This window comes from Aeromonas sp. CD, from assembly GCF_033349375.1.
Classification (GTDB): Bacteria; Pseudomonadota; Gammaproteobacteria; order Enterobacterales; family Aeromonadaceae; genus Aeromonas; species Aeromonas hydrophila.
Genome location: NZ_CP137631.1, coordinates 1,572,683 through 1,593,851, shown reverse-complemented (window position 1 = coordinate 1,593,851; position 21,169 = coordinate 1,572,683). Strand labels below are relative to the sequence as shown.

Annotated in this window: 18 protein-coding genes; 12 read left to right on the top strand and 6 right to left on the bottom strand. The window is 65.2% G+C overall.

The window, feature by feature from the left end; translation table 11 throughout:
* Positions 1 to 24: 24 nt before the first annotated feature.
* Complete coding sequence (locus R2E40_RS07435; RefSeq protein ID WP_011705408.1) at positions 25 to 474, top strand: C40 family peptidase; 450 nt, start codon at positions 25 to 27, stop codon at positions 472 to 474.
* A 58-nt stretch (positions 475 to 532) separates the two neighbouring features.
* Here R2E40_RS07435 and R2E40_RS07430 read toward each other — a convergent pair whose 3' ends face one another.
* Entirely contained in the window at positions 533 to 826 is a 294-nt protein-coding gene (locus R2E40_RS07430) for a hypothetical protein (protein WP_005299095.1), read from the bottom strand.
* Between the two features lie 211 nt (positions 827 to 1,037).
* Between R2E40_RS07430 and R2E40_RS07425 the strand changes: the two genes are divergently transcribed.
* The 4 genes from R2E40_RS07425 to R2E40_RS07410 are packed head-to-tail and all read left to right on the top strand — an operon-like array spanning position 1,038 to position 4,779.
* Complete coding sequence (locus R2E40_RS07425; RefSeq protein ID WP_318165129.1) at positions 1,038 to 2,468, top strand: coniferyl aldehyde dehydrogenase; 1,431 nt, start codon at positions 1,038 to 1,040, stop codon at positions 2,466 to 2,468.
* Between the two features lie 10 nt (positions 2,469 to 2,478).
* A complete protein-coding gene (locus R2E40_RS07420; protein ID WP_045790244.1) occupies positions 2,479 to 3,081 on the top strand; it encodes a TetR/AcrR family transcriptional regulator in 603 nt (200 codons plus the stop codon).
* The gene (locus tag R2E40_RS07415) at positions 3,062 to 3,577 is read left to right on the top strand and encodes an SCP2 sterol-binding domain-containing protein (RefSeq protein ID WP_029303475.1); all 516 of its coding nucleotides are present in this window, start codon (positions 3,062 to 3,064) and stop codon (positions 3,575 to 3,577) included. The genes R2E40_RS07420 and R2E40_RS07415 overlap by 20 nt, the downstream gene beginning before the upstream one ends.
* A 17-nt stretch (positions 3,578 to 3,594) precedes the next feature.
* Positions 3,595 to 4,779: an iron-containing alcohol dehydrogenase gene (locus R2E40_RS07410; RefSeq protein WP_103827972.1), complete on the top strand. Its 1,185-nt coding sequence runs from the start codon at positions 3,595 to 3,597 to the stop codon at positions 4,777 to 4,779.
* Positions 4,780 to 4,812: 33 nt separating this feature from the next.
* Here the strand turns inward: R2E40_RS07410 and R2E40_RS07405 are convergent, their stop codons facing one another.
* On the bottom strand, positions 4,813 to 5,094 hold the full coding sequence (locus R2E40_RS07405) for a hypothetical protein (RefSeq protein WP_318165128.1): 282 nt from the start codon (positions 5,092 to 5,094) through the stop codon (positions 4,813 to 4,815).
* A gap of 166 nt (positions 5,095 to 5,260) precedes the next feature.
* Positions 5,261 to 6,166 carry a cysteine synthase CysM gene (cysM, locus tag R2E40_RS07400; RefSeq protein WP_171280337.1) on the bottom strand — a complete coding sequence of 302 codons (906 nt, stop codon included), beginning with the start codon at positions 6,164 to 6,166 and terminating at the stop codon, positions 5,261 to 5,263.
* Positions 6,167 to 6,300: 134 nt separating this feature from the next.
* Between cysM and R2E40_RS07395 the strand changes: the two genes are divergently transcribed.
* The 6 genes from R2E40_RS07395 to R2E40_RS07370 all read left to right on the top strand — a co-directional run bounded on the left by R2E40_RS07395 (position 6,301) and on the right by R2E40_RS07370 (position 11,659).
* On the top strand, positions 6,301 to 6,558 hold the full coding sequence (locus R2E40_RS07395) for a GNAT family N-acetyltransferase (protein WP_011705401.1): 258 nt from the start codon (positions 6,301 to 6,303) through the stop codon (positions 6,556 to 6,558).
* The gene (locus R2E40_RS07390) at positions 6,548 to 7,168 is read left to right on the top strand and encodes a nucleotidyltransferase family protein (RefSeq protein ID WP_318165127.1); all 621 of its coding nucleotides are present in this window, start codon (positions 6,548 to 6,550) and stop codon (positions 7,166 to 7,168) included. The genes R2E40_RS07395 and R2E40_RS07390 overlap by 11 nt, the downstream gene beginning before the upstream one ends.
* 70 nt (positions 7,169 to 7,238) lie before the next feature.
* The gene (locus tag R2E40_RS07385; protein ID WP_318165126.1) at positions 7,239 to 9,062 is read left to right on the top strand and encodes a SulP family inorganic anion transporter; all 1,824 of its coding nucleotides are present in this window, start codon (positions 7,239 to 7,241) and stop codon (positions 9,060 to 9,062) included.
* 146 nt (positions 9,063 to 9,208) lie between these two features.
* Complete coding sequence (locus R2E40_RS07380; protein ID WP_039213156.1) at positions 9,209 to 10,555, top strand: MATE family efflux transporter; 1,347 nt, start codon at positions 9,209 to 9,211, stop codon at positions 10,553 to 10,555.
* Positions 10,556 to 10,566: 11 nt separating this feature from the next.
* On the top strand, positions 10,567 to 11,157 hold the full coding sequence (locus R2E40_RS07375) for a hypothetical protein (protein ID WP_318165125.1): 591 nt from the start codon (positions 10,567 to 10,569) through the stop codon (positions 11,155 to 11,157).
* 286 nt (positions 11,158 to 11,443) lie between these two features.
* Positions 11,444 to 11,659 carry a YdcH family protein gene (locus R2E40_RS07370; RefSeq protein ID WP_011705396.1) on the top strand — a complete coding sequence of 72 codons (216 nt, stop codon included), beginning with the start codon at positions 11,444 to 11,446 and terminating at the stop codon, positions 11,657 to 11,659.
* A gap of 76 nt (positions 11,660 to 11,735) precedes the next feature.
* On the opposite strand, the gene R2E40_RS07365 is transcribed toward R2E40_RS07370, so the two are convergent.
* Positions 11,736 to 12,851: an AraC family transcriptional regulator gene (locus R2E40_RS07365; RefSeq protein ID WP_318165124.1), complete on the bottom strand. Its 1,116-nt coding sequence runs from the start codon at positions 12,849 to 12,851 to the stop codon at positions 11,736 to 11,738.
* 187 nt (positions 12,852 to 13,038) lie between these two features.
* Here R2E40_RS07365 and R2E40_RS07360 point away from each other — a divergent pair, with 187 nt between their 5' ends.
* Positions 13,039 to 15,540 carry a penicillin acylase family protein gene (locus tag R2E40_RS07360; RefSeq protein ID WP_318165123.1) on the top strand — a complete coding sequence of 834 codons (2,502 nt, stop codon included), beginning with the start codon at positions 13,039 to 13,041 and terminating at the stop codon, positions 15,538 to 15,540.
* Between the two features lie 75 nt (positions 15,541 to 15,615).
* On the opposite strand, the gene nifJ is transcribed toward R2E40_RS07360, so the two are convergent.
* Complete coding sequence (nifJ, locus tag R2E40_RS07355) at positions 15,616 to 19,191, bottom strand: pyruvate:ferredoxin (flavodoxin) oxidoreductase (protein WP_318165122.1); 3,576 nt, start codon at positions 19,189 to 19,191, stop codon at positions 15,616 to 15,618.
* Positions 19,188 to 20,849, bottom strand: coding sequence for an NAD(P)-binding protein (locus R2E40_RS07350; RefSeq protein ID WP_318165121.1), 1,662 nt, complete (start codon positions 20,847 to 20,849; stop codon positions 19,188 to 19,190). Before R2E40_RS07350 ends, nifJ begins: the two co-directional genes overlap by 4 nt.
* Positions 20,850 to 21,169 lie beyond the last annotated feature (320 nt).

Below are 21,169 nucleotides of genomic sequence, written 5' to 3'. Positions count from 1 at the left end.
CGTTGTCGTCTCGAAGGAGCCCCCATGGATTGCAAATGGCTGCTACCCCTGCTGGCCCTGTTGCTGGCCGCCTGTTCCAGCACACCCGAGCCAGCCCCGCCGCGCCAGCAGAGCAGCGCCTTTGAAGGCTTCTATCAGCAGTGGCGCGGCGTACCCTATCGCATGGGGGGTTCGGATCGGGCCGGCCTCGACTGCTCCGCCTTCACCCAGCTCGCCTACCAGCAGGTGATGGGCTTCAACCTGCCCAGAACCACCGAATCCCAAGCCAACCTGGGCCGGCCGGTCGATCGCTACCGGCTGCAGCACGGCGATCTGGTCTTCTTCAAGACCGGCTGGCAGCAATACCACGTCGGCGTCTACACCGGCGGCGGGGAGTTCATCCACGCCTCCACCAGCAAGGGGGTGATCCGCTCGCGCCTCGACAACGTCTACTGGAACAGCCGCTACTGGCAGGCGCGCCGCCTCACCCAGTAACCGTCATAAAACAACAGGGCCCGCGACGGGCCCTGTTGTTGTTGATTCAACGGATGGCTCAGTGTTTGCGATGCCAGCGCGGCGAGGTAGCCCGCTCACCCCAGGGGGTCACGCAAGGCAACAGCGCCCCTTCGATCACCTTGTCGCTGCCGGCCAGGGCCTCGGCAATCTTCTCGTGCAGCACCCGCAGCAGGCGCCCCTCCTGTTCGGCCAGGGAGTGACCCGCGGCAAAAAACTCGCGCTGATGCTGCAACGCCAGCTTCTGGGCAAATTCATAGGTGTTGAAGCAATCCGGCATCCGCTCGACCACATCTTCCAGGCGGGCCAACAAGCTGTTCAGTTCCCTAGTCATAACACTCTCTCCTTGTCGGTTGATAGCCAAAAACTACCCCTTATTAGATAATCCACCAACCCCAAATCCACGAAAGTGTGGAGGCCAGCACAGTCGCCGGGTGAGTCATCCGCGCCCCATCCTAAGCCAACGGGCAAAACTTTACAGCCAGTTAACAAGACGCTAGATTTAGACCGACCAATCAGTCGGTCCCTAACCAGCGGGGTATGCCATGGAAGCGATGCAGTTGCAGGAGGCCACCGACAAGTTGTCGCTCCCGGCCAGACTGGCCAGACTCAGAGACGCCTGTCAGCAACATCCCATGCCGAGTTTGAGCGAGCGCAGAGCCCACCTCAGCCAGCTCAAGCGCGCCCTGATCACCCACAAGCAACCGCTGTGCGATGCCCTGGCCAAAGACTATGGCCAGCGCAGCGACTACGACAGCATGATTGCCGACATCCTCCCCTGCGTCATGCAGATCAACTACACCCAGAAACGGATCAAGCGCTGGATGCGCCCGCACCGCCGCCACACCGGCCTGCTGCTGGCGCCAGCCCGGGTGGAGGTGTTCTATCAGCCGCTCGGGGTGGTCGGCATCATAGTGCCCTGGAACTTCCCGGTGATGCTGAGCCTCGGCCCCCTCATCAGCGCCATCGCCGCCGGCAACCGCGCCATGCTGAAGCTCTCCGAATTCACCCCCCACACCAACCGGGTGCTGCGCGAGCTGCTGGACGGCGTCTTCGACGAGCGCGAGGTGATGGTGATTGAAGGTGACGCCCAGGTGGCAGCCGCCTTCAGCGCCCTGCCCTTCGACCACCTGCTGTTTACCGGCTCCACCGCGGTGGGACGGCTGGTGATGGCCGCGGCGGCCCCCCAGCTCACCCCGCTCACCCTGGAACTCGGTGGCAAGAGCCCCTGCCTCATCGCCCCCGACATGCCGCTGGCGCTGGCGGTGGAGCGGATGATCTTCGGCAAGAGCCTCAACGCCGGCCAGATCTGCGTCGCCCCCGACTATGTGCTGCTGCCGCGCGGTCAGGAGCAGGCCTTTGTCGAGGCCTATCGCGATCACTTCGCCCGCCTCTATCCCCAGGGGCTGGCCAGCGCGGATTACGGCTCCATCATCAATGGCCGCCAGTATGAACGGCTCACCAGCTGGCTGGCCGAAGCCGAGCGGGCCGGCGCCCAGATACACCCCTGTGGCAGCCCGGCCCGGGACGATGGCACCCACCGCCTGCTGCCCCATCTGCTGACCGAAGTGCCGAACCACTGCCAGCTGATGCAGCAGGAGATTTTCGGCCCGCTGCTGCCGATCGTGCCCTATGACTCGCTGGACGAGGCGCTCGCCTACATAGCCGCGCGGCCCCGTCCGCTCGCCTTCTACCTGATGAGCCTGGATCCCGCCCTGCAGCACAAGGTGATCCAGGAGACCCACTCCGGCGGCATGGCCATCAACGACAGCCTGTTCCAGGTGGCGGCCGACGACGTGCCCTTTGGCGGCATCGGCGCCTCCGGCATGGGCCACTACCACGGCCACGAGGGGTTTCTCACCTTCTCCAAGGCCAAGACCGTGCTGAGCCGGGGACGCTTCAGCACCGGCACCATGGTGCACCCTCCCTATCGGCGCTGGCACCAGCGGCTGATGATGGCCCTGTTTTTGCGCTGACGAGACCAGCATGAACACACCCGTGACCGACAAACGCCGCCAGATCCTGGATGCCGCCCTTGCCCTGTGCGCCGAAGATGGCTTGCAGGGCGCCGCCACCGCCCGCATCGCCAAGGCAGCCGGGGTGGCCAACGGCACCCTGTTTCACCACTTTCCCAGCAAGGAGGTGCTGATCCAGAACCTCTACCAGGACATCAAGCTGCGCCTTGGCGCCGCCATCACCGAGGCTGACGCCGCCCTGCCCCTCCAGGAGCAGGCGCACCACTACTGGAGCCAGGCGATGGCCTGGATGCAGGCCCACCCTCACGAGCTCAAGTTCGTGCTGGGCTTCTTTCACTCCCCCCTGCTGGCTCGCCCGCTGCGCAGCCAGATCCTGAGCGACACCCTGCGTTTTCTACCCCGCCTGCTGGCCCAGGGCCAGGCCAGCGGCGAATTGATGCAAGCTCCACCGGCCCTGATGCTGGAGGTGTGCCAGGGCCAGTTCCTGGCCTGCGCATCGCTGTTTGTCGACCAACCTGAACTGGGACGGGACGGCCACTGGCAAGCCAGCGCCTTCGCCCTGTTCTGGTCCGCCATCTCGGGAGTTCACGCCTATGCACAACCGACACCTTGATTCCCTGGCGGCGCTGGGTCGCCGCCTGTGGATCAGCTGCCTGCTCTGGATCATCGGCCGCACCCTGTGCCGCGCCGCCCGCATCGACGAAGCGGTACGCCAGGAGCTCGCCCCCCTGCCGGACGGGCTCACCATCCGGCTGGAGGTGAGCGGCATGGCCCACGGCCTGACCATCCACAAGGCGGCCGGGCGCTGGCAGAGCGGCCCAGCGCCCGACACCGGCGGGCTGCATCCGCTGCGGGTGCGCTTCAAGCATCCCGCCATCGCCTTTCGCGCCCTCAGCTTTCGGCTCGGGGTCAATCAGGCGTTCAGCGAAAACCGTCTGCTGGTGGAGGGGGATCTCACCGTCGCCATGCACCTGGTGCGGGCGCTGGAGCAGCTGCAGGCGCTGATCCTGCCGGCCTTCATCGCGCGGCCACTGCTGCGCCACTATCCGAGCCCACGCCACAAGCTGAGCCGGGCCTGCCACATCTACCTGGGTCTGTTGACCGGCTGAACGAGAGGATGAGCACCATGAGTCGCTATTACGATTTTTTCTGCCCGGTCAAACTGATGGCGGGCGAGCAGGCGCTGGAGCAACTGGCCGGCGAGCTGGCGGGATTGGGGGCGCGCAGGCCGCTGCTGCTCACCGACAAGGGGGTCAGCGGCACCGGTCTGGCCACCCTGCTGGCCGGGGTGCTGGCCGAAGGGGAGCTGCCGGTGGCCGCCATCTGGGACGAGATCCCGGCCGACTCCTCCACCGCCGTGGTAGAGCGGATTGCGGCCCGTCACCGGGAGCTTGGCTGTGACAGCCTGGTGGCGCTGGGCGGCGGCTCCGTCATCGACACCGCCAAGGCGGTCAATATTCTCGCCTCCATGGGGGGGACGCGGCTGCTGGATTACGCCGGCGCCGGCTGCCTGACCCGGCCGCTGCAACCGCTGGCGGTGGTGCCTACCACGGCGGGCACCGGCTCGGAGGTAACCCTGGTGGCGGTGATCAAGGACGAGGCGAGCGGGCGCAAGGTGCCCTTTACCTCCCCCTTCCTGCTGCCCCAGCTGGCGGTGCTGGATCCGCGCCTCACCCAGGGGCTGCCGCTCAACATCACCGCCGCCACCGCCATGGATGCCATGACCCACGCCATCGAGGCCTTCATCGGCAATGCCAAGAACCCGGTCAGCGACGCCCTGGCCCTGATGGCGGTGGAGAAGATCGCCAATGCCCTGCCCCAGGTACTGAACAACCCGCAGGACAAGCGGCTGCGGCTGCAGCTGGCGGAAGGCTCCACCCTGGCGGGCATGGCCTTCTCCAACTCCATGGTGGGGCTGGTGCACGCCCTCGGCCACAGCCTGGGGGCCCGCTGCCACCTGCCCCACGGCCTGTGCATGAACCTCTTCCTGCCCACCGTGCTCGACTACAACCGGCCGGGCATCGATCCCGAGCTGGCCCGCCTGTTGCTGCCGCTGGTGGGGGCCGAGCGCTTTGCCGCGACCCCGGCCGCCGCGCGGGCCCAGGCCGCCATCGAGGCGCTGCAGGCGCTGCGCGATACCCTGTGGCAGGCGGTGAAGCTGCCGCGCACCTTGCGCGAGGCCGGCGTCACCGACAAGGCGCTGCTGCCCGAGATCCGCGATCTCGCCATCAACGACGGCGCCCTGCTCTACAACCGCAAGGATGCCGACCGCACCCAGCTGCTCGGCCTGCTCGAGCTGGCCTGGGAATAATCGGACAGAGGCCCCGCATCGCGGGGCCTTCTGTTACCAGCTGACGGTGGCGCCGGCGCCGTAGTTGCCGCGCTCCTCGGGCGCTTTTTCGCGCCAGATGGACTCCTTGTTGCGGCGCACGGCCTCTTCCCGCTCCTGCTTGCGCTCCCAGACGGGCTTCACCTCGTCCAGCGGCCGCTGGTGTTTCTGCCCCTGGTGATCAATCACCGAGCACTGCTTGTCGCCGCACTGATAGGCATAGGGTTCGACGGTACAACCCGCCGTGGCCAGACAGAGGCCAAACAGAGAAAGACGAAGAGAGGAAGGCAAGATCATGGGACGCTCCTGTTTGCATCGGTCAACCAAGGGCGCCGAGTGTCAAACAGGAGACAAATGGAATCAACCCTGCCAGCAGAGTTGATTGTTACAAGGGGTACACAGTGCGATGTATCAGCAAGCTGTTGATACATATCATGTTAATCATCGCGCTGGCGCAGCGCTCTTACGCCTGCTCGTCGCTGAACACCCCGGTGGAGAGGTAGCGATCTCCCCGATCGCAGATGATGGCCACCACCACCCCCTGTTTGATCTCTGCCGCCACCCGCAAGGCACCGGCCACGGCGCCCCCCGAGCTGACCCCGCAGCAGATCCCCTCCTCCCGCGCCAGCCGGCGCATCATGGCGAGCGCCTCCTGCTGGGTCACGTCCAGCACCCGATCCACCCGGGCGGGCTCGAAAATGGCCGGCAGGTAGGCCGCAGGCCAGCGGCGGATCCCCGGGATCTGGCTCCCCTCGGCTGGTTGCAGGCCGATCACCTGCACCGCCGGGTTCTGCTCCTTGAGGTAGCGGGAAACCCCCATGATGGTGCCCGTGGTGCCCATGGCCGAGACGAAGTGAGTGACCGCCCCCTCGCTCTGACGCCAGATCTCGGGGCCGGTGGAGAGGTAATGGGCATCCGGGTTGGCCGGGTTGTTGAACTGATCGAGCACCAGCCCCTCGCCCCGCGCCTGCATCGCCAGGGCGAGGTCGCGCGCAGCCTCCATACCACCCTCCACCAGCACCAGCTCGGCGCCGTAGGCCTGCATGGCATCGCGCCGCTCCTGGCTCATGGTATGTGGCATGATGAGCCGCATCCGGTAGCCCCGCGCCGCCGCCACCATGGCCAGCGCGATGCCGGTGTTGCCGGAGGTGGCCTCGATGAGGCGGGCCCCTGGCGCTAAGTGACCGCTCGCCTCCGCGCACTTGATGAGGTTCAGCGCCGGCCTGTCCTTGACCGAGCCGGCCGGGTTGTTGCCCTCCAGCTTGACCAGCAGGGTGACACCGGGGTGGGGATTGATGCGACGCAGCGCCAGCAGGGGGGTATTGCCGATCAACTCTTCCAGCGTGGCAAAAGCCATAATGGGATCCATCCTTCGTGAACTGTTCTATACCTTGGCTAGCGGGTATGTACCCGGCCGGGCTCGCAGTGTAAGCGACCCCGAACAGTTGGCAAAGGGGCGCCAACATGGTCAGATAACCCCATCCCCCGTACCGAGGAGCAAGCATGAGCGAGATCATTCATCAGGCCAACCAGCAGCAATTCATCTGTGTGGTGGATGGCAAGGAGTCCAGGCTGCGTTACCGGCGGCTCGACGCCAAGACCATCGACGCCTACAGCACCTTCGTCCCGCCCGAGCTCAGGGTACAGGGGATCGCCGATCAGCTGGCTCGCACCTTCTACAGCTGGACCCAGGCGGAAGGGCTCACCATAGTGCCGAGCTGCAGCTACATCGACGTCTGGTTGCGCCGCAATGCCGGCTGACACCCAGACGCGTCACAGCACGCCAGCCTCGCACGCTCGCCCAGACGCACTGGAAGCCGACCTGCAGGCACAGACCGAAGCCCTGCTGCGGGCCGATGAGCAGCGCATGGATTGCCTGCGGGCCGCCCGTGAACTGGCACTGCCCGACTGGGCGCTGGGGGCCGGTTTTATCCGCAACCTCATCTGGGATCACCTGCACCATAAATCGGTGCCGACCGCCCTCAACGACATCGATCTTATCTATCTGGACAGTGCTGATCTCACTGGATTGCAGGAGGCCGATCATGAAGCCTGGCTCGCCGCCAGGATGCCGGGCCAGCAGTGGGAGGTGCGCAACCAGGCCCGCATGCATGTGCGCCAGCTTGTGCCCCCGTTCACCAGCTCGCTCTCGGCCCTCAGCCACTGGGTGGAGGTGCCCACCTGCATCGGAGTCCGGCTGCTGGCAGACGATTCATTCGAGTGGCTGGCCCCTTACGGCTTTGCCCCCAACTGGTCCCTGCAGGTGGATCCCAACCCGCGCTGCCGCCAGCAGAGCCGGGTCTTTACCGAGCGGGTCAAGGCCAAGGAGTGGCAACGGCTGTGGCCTGACCTGGTGGTGAACTGGCCATAACCTGATTGCAATGTTTCGATAACCTTGGGCACACTAAGGAAAAGCTGTTTGTAACTCAATGGGTTAAATAATGCGCGACTTCTTCTCACTCGAACGCTGGCTACCGGGCCTCGCCGCCCTGCTGCAATACCAGCGGGCCTGGCTGATGCCGGATATGCGCGCTGGATTGTCGGTGGCCGCCGTGGCCCTGCCTGTGGCCATCGCCTATGCGGAGCTGGCCGGGGTGGGGCCGCTGGTGGGCCTCTACTCCTGCATCCTGCCCATGCTGGTGTACGCCCTGTTCGGTACCTCCCGCCAGCTCATCGTCGGCCCGGACGCCGCCACCTGCGCGGTGATCGCCGCCGTGGTGACCCCGCTCGCCGCCGGGGACGCCACCCGCCACTGGCAGCTGGTGATGACCATGACCGCCATGACCGGCTTCTGGTGCCTCATCGCCAGCCGCTTCAAGCTGGGGGTACTGGCGGACTTTCTCTCCCGCCCGATCCTGATGGGGCTGCTCAACGGGGTGGCCATCACCATCATGGTGGGCCAGCTCTCCAAGATCTTCGGCTTCACCTTCAGCGAGCGCTACCTCATCGAGCGGATCGCCGGCGGCGCCAGCTACATCACCCAGACCCATCTGCCCACCCTGGCCATGAGCCTGACCGCCCTGCTCACCCTGCTGCTGGCCAAGCGCTTCAAGCCCGCCTGGCCCTCCTCCATGGTGGCCATGGTGGTGACGGCGGGACTGGTGTGGGCGCTCAATCTCGGCCAGTTCGGCATCGCCACCCTGGGCGCCATCGGCTCGGGCCTGCCCGCCTTCCAGATGCCGGAGTTTCCCCCCGGCCTGATGCGGGAACTGGTGCTGCCGGCGCTCAACCTGGCCATGGTGAGCTTCGTCTCCATGATGCTGACCGCCCGCAGCTTCGCCGCCAAGAACGGCTACGAGATCGATGCGGACAAGGAGTTTCGAGCCCTCGGCATGGCCAACCTGGCAGCGGCGGCCTCCCAGGGCTTTGCCATCAGCGGCGCGGACTCGCGCACCGCGGTCAACGACGCCAACGGCGGCAAGAGCCAGCTGGTCTCCATTATCGCCGCCGCCGTCATCGCCCTGGTCACCTTCTACCTGACGGCGCCGCTGCAATACATCCCCACCGCCGCCCTCGGCGTGGTGCTGGTGATAGCGTCTTTGTCCCTCACCGACTTTCGCGGCCTGTGGGCCCTGCGCCACTCAGATCGTTCCGCCTTCTGGCTGGCGCTCATCACCTTCATCAGCGTGCTGGCCATGGGGGTCATTCCGGGCATCACCCTCGCGGTGCTGCTGGGGCTGTTCCAGTTCCTGCGCAACGTGATGCGCCCCACCGACCAACTGCTCGGCATGGACGACGAAGGGGTCGTGCGTACCCTGGGGGACAACGAGCAGGCCAAGGCCATTCCCGGCATCCTGGTCTATCGCTTCAACTCGCCGCTCACCTACTTCAACGCCCCCTACTTCAAGCGGCGGGTGCTGGCGCTGCTGGTGCAGGATCCCCACAGCCCCAAATGCCTGGTGGTGGATGCGGTGGCCTGCTTCACCCATCAGGACATCAGCGTGATGAGCATGCTGGGGGAGCTGCACAAGGATCTGAAACGACGCGGCATCCACATGGTGATGGCCGGCCGCCACGGCCAGATGAGCCTGTGGCTCAAGCAGGCCGGGATCCGGGTCGGCGACGAGGGGATCATCCTCTGCCCCGACATGTATCAGGCACTGCGCATGACCCGCTGCTACCGCGAGCCGGTGTTCAAGGATGACGAGGTGGTGGAGAGCACCACCGAGGCCATCCTCTCGCGATGGCCCCAGGATGACGCCCTGCCCGATTCGGCGCGCCTCACCCTCCCCAGCGAACAGGAGGCGGGCGCCACCCCGGCCTGATCCCGAGCGAGCCCTGCCCATGGCGGCAGGGCCCGCGCTCTCTTCCCCTGCTTGGTCACCACCACGATTGCGCCTCGCCCCCGCTTGGTGTTAAATGCCCGTCCAGATGGCGCTGACGAGGGCCATCCCCAGTATTTGGACACCCCATGCAAACTCAATCCCACGCAGGTCCGGGCACCCTCTTCTCCCTGACCTGGCCACTGTTTATCGATCTTGCCCTGCACTTTCTGACCGGGGCCCTCAACACCTTCATGGTGGGTCACGTCTCCTATCAGGGGGTGGCGGCGCTCGCGGTCGGCAACCAGGTGTTCGATCTCGCCATCACCTTGTTCAGCTTCGTCAGCATCGGCACCAGCGTGGTGATCACCCAGTATCTGGGGGCTGGCGACAAGGAGAAGGCGCGCGTTGTCATCCACACCGCCATCGGTTTCAACCTGCTGGTGGGGTTGGTGGCCGCCGTCGGCGTCATCGCCGGGGCCAGTACCATGCTGGCGCTGATGAACCTGCCCGCCAACCTGATGAGCGATGCCACTCTCTACCTGCAGATCATCGGCCTGTGCCTGCTGCCGGAAGCGGCGGCGCTCTGCCTGGCCGCCACCCTGCGCGCCCACGGCCACACCCGTCAGGCGATGTACGTGACCCTCATCGTCAACCTCATCACCTTCGTCGGCAACCTGCTGCTGCTCTACGGCTGGTTCGGCCTGCCCCAGCTCGGGGTGGCCGGGGTCGCCATCAGCACGGTGGCGGGTCGCATCGTCGGGGTGGTGCTGCTGGTGTGGCTGGTGGCGCGCAAGACCGGCATCCGGCTGCGCCTGCCGGAGATCGTCAAACCCAGCCGGCTGATGCTGGGCAAGGTGCTGCACATCGGCCTGCCGGCCGCCGGCGAGAACCTCTCCTGGATGCTGCAGTTCATGGTGGTGACCGCCTTCGTCGGCCTGCTCGGCGACAAGGCGCTGGCGACCCAGTCCTACTTCTTCCAGATCTGCCTGTTCATCCTGCTGTTCGGCCTCTCCATCGGCCTTGGCAACGAGATCATCATCGGCCACCTGGCAGGGGCCCGCCGCTTCGAGCAGGCCTATCGCCAGTTGCTCAAAAGCCTGAAACTGGGGCTCGTCGTCACCGCCTTCATCGCCTTGCTGGCGGCCCTCAACGGCCGCACCATCATCAGCCTGTTCACCGATGACGCCGACATCATCACCCAGGTGGCGCAGCTGTTCTTGATAAGCCTCATTCTGGAACCCGGCCGTACCTTCAATCTGGTGGTGATCAACGCCCTGCGCGCCACCGGGGATGCCCGTTTCCCGCTCTACATGGCGCTCGTCTCCATGTGGGGGATTGCCGTTCCACTGGCCTATTTCCTTGGTATCATGCAGGGTTATGGACTGGTCGGTATCTGGTTGGCGCTCGCCTGCGACGAGTGGGTGCGCGGTCTGGCCATGTTCTGGCGCTGGCGCAGTCGTCGCTGGCAAAACAAAATTCTTGTTGAAACATAAGCGGAATCACAATGAAGAAGATAGGACTCTTGTTGGCGGCCATCCTGCTCAGCCCGCTCGCCATGGCGCAAACCGCCCCCGCCGCCCCCAAGGCACCGGCGGCCCAGACCTGGTACGTGGCCCCCATCGCCATCGATGAAACCAGCGAAGCGCAAAAAGCGCTGACCAAGGACTTCATGGCCCAGATGATCAAGACCATCAAGATCAACGAGTACCAGACCGGCAAGGCGGTGGGCAAGACCAAGTCGCCCAAGTGGCTGATCCGCACCAAGCTGATGCCCGCCAGCAGCGAGCCGCTGGTCGGCAAGAAGCACCCGCAGGGCCTCACCTACGGCAAGGGCATCCCCACCCAGGAGATCGTCGGCGAACTCATCATGAACGGCACCCTGGTGGCCCATGTGGGTCAAGGCTGGCGCGAGCCCATAGTCCCGGGTACCCCGGTGGCCGAGAAGATCACCATCGCCAACTACCAGTACGCCATCGGCAACGAAGCCAAGGCAGCGGATCTGGAAGAACTGGCGGCGCAGATCGGCTTCGAGGTGGGCAAGGTGATCGCCCGCGACGGCAAGCCGCTGCCCGAGAAGAAAAAGAAAAAAGAGTAAACGCCACACCTGTTACCAAGAAGGGGCCCTGCGCCCCTTTTTGCTGCCCGTCCGGCGGCCACAAGCTGTCATCCGACCGTCACAATTGTGATCCATCCGGCACTTTTCAGACTCGCGCTTTACCGATAAAAGCCTTATCAGCTTGTGATTCAAACAGTTAAAAATCGCCCAGCGCATGCAGCAAATCATTGGTCCCGAATTGGAGCCGGATCACATTTATCTCGCGGGGGACGCGGTAGTTTGGTCTTGCAGGCACAATCAAACGAAACCAAGGAGGCCGCATTACATGTTCCCAGAGTACAGAGAGCTCATCTCGCAACTGAAGAGCAGTGATGTCCATTTCCAAAAGAAGTTTGACTTGCACAACGACCTGGATGTGGAGATTAGAAAGTTGGAAAAGCATCACGCCAGCGACTACAGCTCCGAGGTGAAGGATCTGAAAAAACAGAAACTTAAACTGAAAGAGGAGATCTACGACATCCTCAAACAACATCCACAATAGACGCCTCGACGAATACCTGGATAAGCAACTTATCCTGCCAGCCCGGCCCGACGCCGGGCTTTTTGTTGGCCGCTCCCTAGGGTGCGGCAACCACCGGCGTCCCCTGGCGTCGAAACTCGCTGGGGGTCAGGCCGGTGTGACGGCGAAAGGCACTGTTGAAGGTGGACTTGCTGTTGAAACCGGCCCGGTAGCAGACATTGGCCACCGTCTCGTCACTCGCCTGCAACAGCCGCTTGGCCTCCTCCACCCGATGGCGGTTGAGCCAGTCGTAGAAGTTGCCCCCTGAACAGGCGTTGATGGCACTGGATGCCTGATGAAGGCTCAGACCGCACTCCTCGGCCAGCTTGCCAAGGGATAGCGCGGGATCCCGGTAGGCACCACGCCCGAGCTGGCGTTCCAGCTCCTCGAACAGGGGGCGCAGACCGTCATCTCGCACCGGCTCAGAAGCGGCGTCAGTAGCTCGCTCGCGCACGCCCCCCTCCAGCGTGCCTCCCTGCTGGGGCAAACGGGCATGGGCCAGCACCTGCAGCAGCAGATAGGCGGTGACGGGAGCCTGCAGATAGACGGTAGAGAGCGGCCAGCCGAGCCAGCTCAAGACGATGCGGCCGAGCAACAGCAAGGCCACCAGCAGTTGCAGCCCCTGCAACTGAGCCACCCAGGCCCGCAGCGCCGGCTTGCGGCTGACCACCCCGAGACGCTGCTGCTGCCACCAGTAAGCCAGCCCCAGCAGGGCGATACAGGCCAGATAGCGGTTGCCATAGAGGGTCACCCCGGGCCATAGCGCATCCCCCTGCTTGCCAAGCAGGATCCAGCTCACCTTGTCGGCCCCCGGCAACAACCAGTAAGGCAGCGCCAACCCGGCAACCAGCAGCAAGGGCAAGCCGTGCACCAGCCGGTCACGCCAGCCACCGAGTACCGCCTCCCCCTGCAGAGCCCTGATATAGCCATACAGACAAAACGGCAGCATCACCACCAGGGGATCCGCCAGCTTGAGCAGGTGGGGCCAATGGTGGAACCACTGTTGCTGGTGATAGAGATATTCCAGCGCCTGCAAGCCGCTCAGGCTGAGCAGGGCCAGCAGATAGCCGGCGGCGGCATCCCGCCGCATGCGGCGCAGCCAGCCGAGCGTGGCCAGCAGCAACATGCCGGTCAGGCTCAGACTGAGCACGGCGGCCACTTCTTCCCACTGCATATGCATCCTCCTGCAGGTGCGGCTCCATCGAGCCGTACCTGTTTATCCTTGTTTTTATTGTGTTTTCCAACTCTGGACCGGTTCCATCCAGCGGGGCGACAGCAAACCGGTGCTGTTCTTAAATACCGTCACCTGCGGCTGAAAAGCAACAGAACCATAACAAGTCAGGACCACAGAAGGAACCAAGATGAGAACGCCCTTCCCCCTTACCCTGCTCGGCTGCCTCGTACTGACCGGCTGCCAGGAGAACAGCAGCGAGCCGGATCCGGCTCGCCACTACGACGTCACCCTCACCTATACGGAGCAGGGTGTTCCCCACATCAAGGCGAACGACTACGCCAGCCTGGGCTTTGGCGCCGGCTATGCCCATGCCGAAGAGAACCTCTGTACCCTGAGCGAGCAGATCATGAAGCTGCGGGGAGAAAAGTCCCGCTGGCTGGGAGCGGGGGAGCAGCAGCGCAACCTGCTCTCCGACGTGGGCTATCGTTCGCTCGACCTGCCAGCCCAGGCTGCCGCCCTGTATGGCAGGCTGGCACCGGATGCCCGTCATCTCATCGAAGGCTACGTGGCGGGGTTCAACCACTCACTCAGCAGTCGAGCCGGCCCGGCAGACTACCCCTCTCCCTGTCGCGGGGCCGAGTGGGTCGAACCCATCACCCCGACCCAGCTGCTGGCCTATCACCTGGATCTCGCCCAGCTGGCCAGCGGCCGCAGCTTTATCGGCGCCATGGCCAGTGCCCAGCCACCTGGCAGCGGCGCACAGGCGCGCACCGCCCTGCCTGTGCCCGAGCAGGATCCCGCCGCATTGCTGACCTCGGAGGGGATCGGCAGCAACGGCTGGGCGCTGGGGGCGGATCGCAGCAGCAATGCCAACAGCCTGCTGCTCGGCAACCCCCACTTCCCCTGGGATGGCGAGCTCAGATTCTATGAACAGCACCTGCAGATCCCGGGGGAGCTCAACGTGACCGGTGCCACCATGATGGGCTTTCCCGCCATCCTGATCGGCTTCAACGAGCAGCTGGGCTGGACCCACACCGTCTCCCAGTCCAAGCGCTTCACCCTCTATCAGCTCACCCTGGACCCCGCTAACCCACTGCGTTACCGCTACGGCGACCAGTGGCGGGAGATGAGCCAGAAAGCGATCACCGTACAGGTACGCCAGGCCGATGGCAGCCTGCAACCTTATGTCCAGACCGTCTATGCCAGCCACTTCGGCCCCATGGTCAACCTCGCCACCCTCTCGCCCAGCCTGGGCTGGACCAGCAGCAGCGCCATCAGCTTCCGCGATGCCAACGCCGGCAACTACAAGATGCTGGAACAGTGGCTGGCCATGGCCAGGGCCCAGAGCACCCCGGCCTTCTTCGATGCGCTGGCCGAGCATCAGGGGGTGCCCTGGGTCAATACACTGCTGATCGACAAGACGGGTCAGGCCAGCTATGTGGATGCCACCCAGGTGCCCCGCCTCGGCACCAAGGCAGAAGCCTGGTGGCGAGCAGCGTCCCAGACGCCGCAACTGGCCCCCATCTGGCTGGATGGCGAGGGCAGCGTGCTGCTACCGGGCAACGACCCCGATTTCGAGTGGGTCGACAGCGGCCAGACCCGCGTTGCCGGCCTTGTTCCCCTGAGCCAGGCCCCCCGCCAGACTCGCAGCGACTACGTCTACAACGCCAACAGCAGCCACTGGCTGACCAATCTGACGGCCCCGCTGGAGGGTTACTCCATCCTCTACGGGCCGGAGCAGACGGTGCGCAGCCCGCGAACCCGCTACAACGCCCAGCTCATCAGCACCCCCGACACCATGGGACTGACCGGGAGCGATCGGCGTTTCACCCTGCAGTCGCTGCAACGGGTACTGACCCACAACGGCTCCCTGTTTGCCCGTGAGCTCAGAGATCCCCTGCTGGCTCGCTGCCAGGCACATCCACTGATCCAGCTGACCGGCGGCCAGCTGGACCTGACGCCGAGCTGCAATGCACTCGCCAACTGGGATGGCGAATATCAGCTGGAGAGCCGCGGCGCCCATCTGATGCGCGAATGGTTGACGGCGTTTCGCACCAGCGGCCACAGAGACATCAAGGATGCCCTGTTCGCCATCCCCTTCGATCCGGCCCATGGCGCCACCACGCCGAGCGGGCTGGCCCCCTGGAACGGCGCGCCGGATGAAGACCCAGCCCTGCTGGCGCTGGCCCAGGCCCAGCAGCGGTTGCAGGCGGCCGGTATCGCGCCGGATGCCGAACTCGGCGCACTGCAATTCGTGCAAAAAGCGGCCGGGCTGACCCCCATCGCGCTGCCGGAAGGCAACTCGTTCGAGGGCATGTTCAACATGGTGCAGACCAATCTGCCTTCGCGCAGCAGCTCGGATCTCGCCAACATAGTGACCGGCAAGGCCGTGGCAGGCACCACGCTGCGCAGCCTGGATGACGACGGTGACGGTCAGCCCGAGCTGCGTTATCGCGCCAACTACGGTTCCAGCTTCGTGCTGGCCCTGCAGTTCGATGCCGCCGGCCCCAAGGCGGAGCGCTTCCTGAGCTACGGCCAGTCCCATGACCCCGAGAGCCCGCACTTCACCGATCAGACCGAGCAGTTCGCCCGTCAGCAGTGGCAACCCATGCGCTTCACCGAGCAGGAGATAGCGGCTCACCAGGAGCGCACCCTGCACCTCAAGGTGCTGCGTGCCACCAACCCCTGAGCGAGCCCTGTCAATCCAGTCATAAAAAAAGCGGGCCAGTGGCCCGCTTCGTTTTATGCAGAGTTAACCCAATCCTCACACCGGCGGATGGAAATGACTGGCCTCGCGGGTGGCCATCTCCTCGTAGGTGGCCCACTTCTGCCACGCCACTTGTTGCGCCACCTGCATCAGCCGCTCGGCCTCTTCAGGGTGGCTCTGGGCCAGCACCCGATAACGGGTCTCCTCCTGCCGGTATTCGGCAAGCGGAATGGAGGGGCGCAGGCTGTCGAGGCTGAAGGGGTTCTGCCCCGCACTGCGCAGTACCGGGTTGTAGCGCATCAGCGGCCAGTGACCGGAGGCCACGGCGCGTTTCTGCTGGGTCAGGCCAAACTCCATGTCGATGCCGTGGGCGATGCAATGGCTGTAGGCGATGATAAGCGACGGCCCCGGATAGGCCTCGGCTTCACGCAAGGCCTGCAGCGCCTGCTGTGGGTTGGCACCAAAGGCGATGCGGGCAACATAGACGTTGCCGTAGGAGATGGCCTGCAAGGCCACATCCTTCTTGGCCAGCGTCTTGCCCCCCGCCGCGAACTTGGCGACGGCACCGAGCGGGGTCGATTTCGACATCTGGCCGCCGGTGTTGGAGTAGACCTCGGTATCCATCACCAGCACGTTCACATCGCGACCGGAGGCGAGCACGTGATCGAGCCCCGCCGAGCCGATGTCATAGGCCCAGCCATCGCCGCCGATGATCCAGACCGAACGGCGCACCAGCTGATCGATAAGCGACAGCAGCTCGCGAGCCTTGCCGGATTTCACCTCCTCCAGCCGTTCGCGCACTTGCGCGACCCGGGTGCGCTGGGCGCGGATCTCCGATTCCAGCCGCTGCGGGGCGCTGACAAGTGTCTCCACCAGCTCGACCCCGATCTCCCCCTTCATCGCCTGCAAGGCTGCCACCGCCTGACCGTGATGCTGATCGGCGGTGAGACGAAAACCAAAGCCAAACTCGGCGTTGTCCTCGAACAGGGAGTTCGACCAGGCCGGCCCCTTTCCTTCGCCGTTCTTGGCCCAGGGGGTGGTCGGCAGGTTGCCGCCATAGATGGAGGAGCAACCGGTGGCGTTGGCCACCAGCATGCGATCGCCAAACAGCTGGGTCAGCAGCTTGAGGTAGGGGGTCTCGCCACAGCCGGCGCAGGCACCGGAGAACTCGAACAAGGGTTCGAGGAACTGGGTGCCGCGCACCGTGGAGAAATCCACCCGCTCGCGGGCCGGCCATGGCAGGCTCTCGAACCAGCGCAGCGCCTGTTTCTGGCCAGCCAGATGCGGCGCCTTGTCCGTCATGGCGATGGCCCGCTCGCCCTCACCGTTTTCATCCGCTCCGGCCCGCACCGGACAGGCCTGCACGCACTGGCCGCAGCCGGTGCAATCCTCCGGGTAGAGCTGCAGGGTATAGCGGCTGTCGGGGAAGCCCTTGGCGGTAACGGGCACCGACTGAGCGGCCTCGGGGGCGCTCGCCAGCCAGTCCTGATGGTAGAACTTGGCCCGCAGCGCCGCGTGGGGGCAGACAAAGACGCAGTTGCCGCACTGGATGCAGATATCCGAATGCCAAATCGGGATCTCGCGGGCGATATCCCGCTTCTCGAAGCGGCTGGTGGCGGTGGGGTAAGTGCCGTCCACCGGCAGCATGGAGACCGGGATGCGATCGCCGCGCCCCGCCAGCATCTCGCCAGTGACCCGCTGGACAAACTCGCTGCCACCCGGTGCCAGCGGCAGCGGATAGTCGCTGATCTGCTCCTCACCGGCCGGGATCGCCACCCGGTGCAGATGGGCCAGAGTGTCATCCACCGCCGCGAAGTTGCGCGCCACCACCTCGGGCCCCTTGCGGGCATAGCTCTTCTCGATGCTCTCCTTGATAAGCGCGATCGCCTCGTCCCGCGGCAAGATGCCGGCCAGGGCGAAGAAGCAGGTCTGCATGATGGTGTTGATGCGATTGCCCATGCCGTTGCGCTCGGCCACCCGATCGCCGTCGATGCAATAGAGGCGGATATTGAGGGCGCGGATGCGGGCGCGCAGCCGCTCGGGCAGCTCGGCCCAGACCCGGTCGGGCTCATGGGGAGCATTGAGCAGCAGGGTCGCCCCTTCGGCGGCGAACTCCAGCAGATCCACAGATTCGACAAAGCCCCACTGGTGGCAGCCGATAAAGCTCGCCTGCTCGATAAGCCAGGGGGCGTCGATGGGCTCGGGGCCGAAGCGCAGGTGGGAGACGGTGCGCGAGCCCGACTTCTTGGAGTCGTAGACGAAGTAGCCCTGAGCGTGGAACCCCTCCAGCTCGCCGATGATCTTGATGCTGTTCTTGTTGGCACCCACGGTGCCGTCGGCGCCGAGGCCGAAGAACAGCGCCCGCACTCGGCTGGCGGGCTCCAGATCGCCGATGGGGTGCCAGGCCAGACTGAGGCCGGAAACGTCGTCCACTATCCCCACGGTAAAGCGCGGGCGCGGCGCATCGGATGCCAGCTCCTCGAATACCGCCGCACACATGGCGGGGGTGAACTCCTTGGAAGAGAGGCCATAGCGACCGCCACTGAGCCAGGGCAGGCGCTTGATAAGGCCGCGCTGCAAGCCATCGATGAGGGCGCTCTGCACATCCAGCAGCAGCGGCTCGCCACCGGCGCCCGGCTCCTTGGTGCGATCCAGCACCGCCATGCGCCGCACGCTGGCAGGCAGCGCATCGAGCAGCGCCTGTACCGGGAAGGGGCGATAGAGACGAATGACCAGCACCCCTGTCTTGCGATCCTGCTGGTTGAGCCAATCCACGGTCGTGCGGGCGGTGGCCGCCCCCGAGCCCATCAGCACGATGACGTCGGTGGCATCGGGGGCGCCGTGATACTCCACCAGCCGGTAGTGGCGGCCGGTCAGCTCGCCGAGGCTCTCCATGCACTGCTGCACCCGCGCCGGCACCGCCTCGTAGAAGGGGTTGACGCTCTCGCGGGACTGGAAATAGGTATCCGGGTTCTGGGCGGTGCCGCGCATCACCGGATGATCCGGGTTGAGCGCCCGGGCGCGGTGGGCGCGCACCCAGTCGTTGTCGATAAGCGCCCGAATTTCATCGTTGTGCAGCGCAGTGATCTTGTTCACCTCGTGGGAGGTGCGAAAGCCGTCGAAGAAGTGGATGAAAGGCACCCGACACTGCAGGGTGACGCTGTGGGCGACCAGGGCCAGGTCCTGCGCCTCCTGCACCGAGCCGGAGGCGAGCATGGCAAAACCGGTGCTGCGCGCCGCCATCACGTCCTGATGGTCGCCAAAAATCGACAGCCCCTGCGCCGCCAAGGATCGGGCCGCCACATGGAACACCGCCGAGGTCAATTCGCCGGCGATCTTGTACATGTTGGGCAGCATCAGCATCAGCCCCTGACTGGCGGTGAAGGTGGTGGCGAGCGCCCCCGCCTGCAGGGCGCCGTGTACCGTGCCGGCCGCCCCCCCTTCGCTTTGCATCTCCACGACTGTGGGGATGTTGCCCCACAGGTTGGTCTGCCCCTCCGCGGCCCAGGCGTCGGCCAGTTCGGCCATGGTCGAGCTCGGGGTGATGGGGTAGATGGCACACACTTCGCTCAGCTGATACGCCACCCGGGCCGCGGCTTCGTTGCCGTCGACCATGATCAATTCATGTTTCATTGGGACACCTCCGGTTGGCGCAGCTCGATGGCGTGGCAGGGACACTGGTCGTGGCAGGCACCGCAGCCGGTGCAGAGTTCGGCATCCACCTGATACCCCAGACCCGGCCCCAGCTTGGCGATGGCCTGCTCGGGGCAACTGCCATAACAGCCGTCGCACTCGAAGCAGTTGCCGCAGGAGTAGCAGCGCGCCGCCTCGTAGCGGACCGCCGTCTCGTCCAGTCCGCCGATGATCTCGCCAAAGTCGTCCCGCGCCGAGGGTGGTTTGACCGGCTGGCTGCTGGCGGGAGCATGGGTCTGGAACCAGAGCTGCAACTGCTCGGGCCCCACCAGCGGCTTCCCTGCCTGCAAATGGGAGAGCGGCTTGTGGTAGAGGCGACCGCGCAGCCAGGCATCCATATGGCGCGCCGCCTTCTTGCCATGGCCGGTGGCGATGGTGACGGTACGCTCGGAGGGCACCATGTCGCCGCCGGCAAAGAGGCCCGGCACGTCCGTCATCAGGTTCTCGCCAACCTGTACCACCCCCTCCTTGTTGACCCGCACGCCGGGGATGCTCTCCAGCACGCTCAAGTCCACCTCCTGACCCAGCGCCAGAATGAGGGAGTCCGCTTCCAGGGTTTCAAACTGGCCGGTGGGCACCGGCTTGCCCTCGGCATCCAGCGCCATCACCTCCACTTCAATATTGGTGCTGTCGAGCTGGCGGATGGTGCGCAGCCAGTTGATCTTGATCCCCTCCTCCTCGGCCTCGTCGGCTTCGAAGGCGTGGGCCGGCATATGATCCCGGTCACGGCGGTAGATGATCATCGCCTCCTCGACCCCGAGGCGGCGGGCGGTACGGGCCGCGTCCATGGCGGTGTTGCCGCCACCATAGATGGCCACTCGTCGTCCCAGCTTGGGCGGCGGCAAGCCCTGCTCCTCGGCCAGACTGGCTTGCTCGAGGAAGCTCACCGCATCGAGGATCTTGCCCGCCTCGCGGGCCGGAATGTCGACCCGCTTGGCCAGATGGGCGCCGATGGCCATGAAGACGGCGTCAAAGCCCCCCTCGTCGCGCTCGCGCAGCACATCCTCCACCTTGTGGTTGAGAGTCAGGGTCACCCCGGCGGCGACGATGCGGGCCACCTCCCGATCCAGCATCTCGCGGGGCAGGCGGTAGGCGGGAATGCCGAAGCGCAGCATGCCGCCGGCGAGCGGGCCCGCCTCGCGGATCTCCACCTGATGGCCGAGCCGGTTGAGGTGCCAGGCGCAGGAGAGGCCGGAGGGACCGGCACCAATCACCAGCACCTTCTTGCCGCTGGCGGGTGCGGGGGGCGCAGGCTGCCAGCCACGGGCCAGCGCCTCGTCACCGAGGAAGCGTTCGATGGCGTGAATGGAGACAGCATCATCCACCTGGGCACGGTTGCAAGCCGTTTCGCAGGGGTGATAACAGACCCGCCCGTGGACCGCAGGCAGGGGATTTTCTTCAATAAGTCGTTGCCAGGCCGCCTCAAAACGGCCCGCTTCGGCCAGGGCAAGCCAGGCCTGGATGTTCTCGCCAGCCGGGCAGGCATGGTTACAAGGTGGCAGGGCCGGCCGCCAAACGGGTAGCCGAGTACGGACCGGGCCTGTTCCCGTTTTCTGGGAGAGATCCGGCTGTGGGGTCATATCCAGTTGTTTGCTCATACATTGCTTTCTTCTTTTTGTGTGACAGGCCCCATCTGATGGCGCTTGATACCGTTTTGCCTGGGCAGACGGTGGCCGGAGGGGGAAGAAGCGAAAGCGTTAGAAACTGGAAGCTGACTCGATAATGGACTGATTTGTGTACCGAATGACGGATCAGGATCAAAAAATGTTGCACTTTATGAGGTATGGAGTGCACAACGTGACCCGTGTAACATCTTGCCCTTCTGCAGGAGTCACCGCTCGGGCTCGCGCCCCGCAAGCAACGCAACGCCGTTCTCCGGCCCCGTGAGCCGGGCGCATCAGGCCCCCCTCCTGCAACG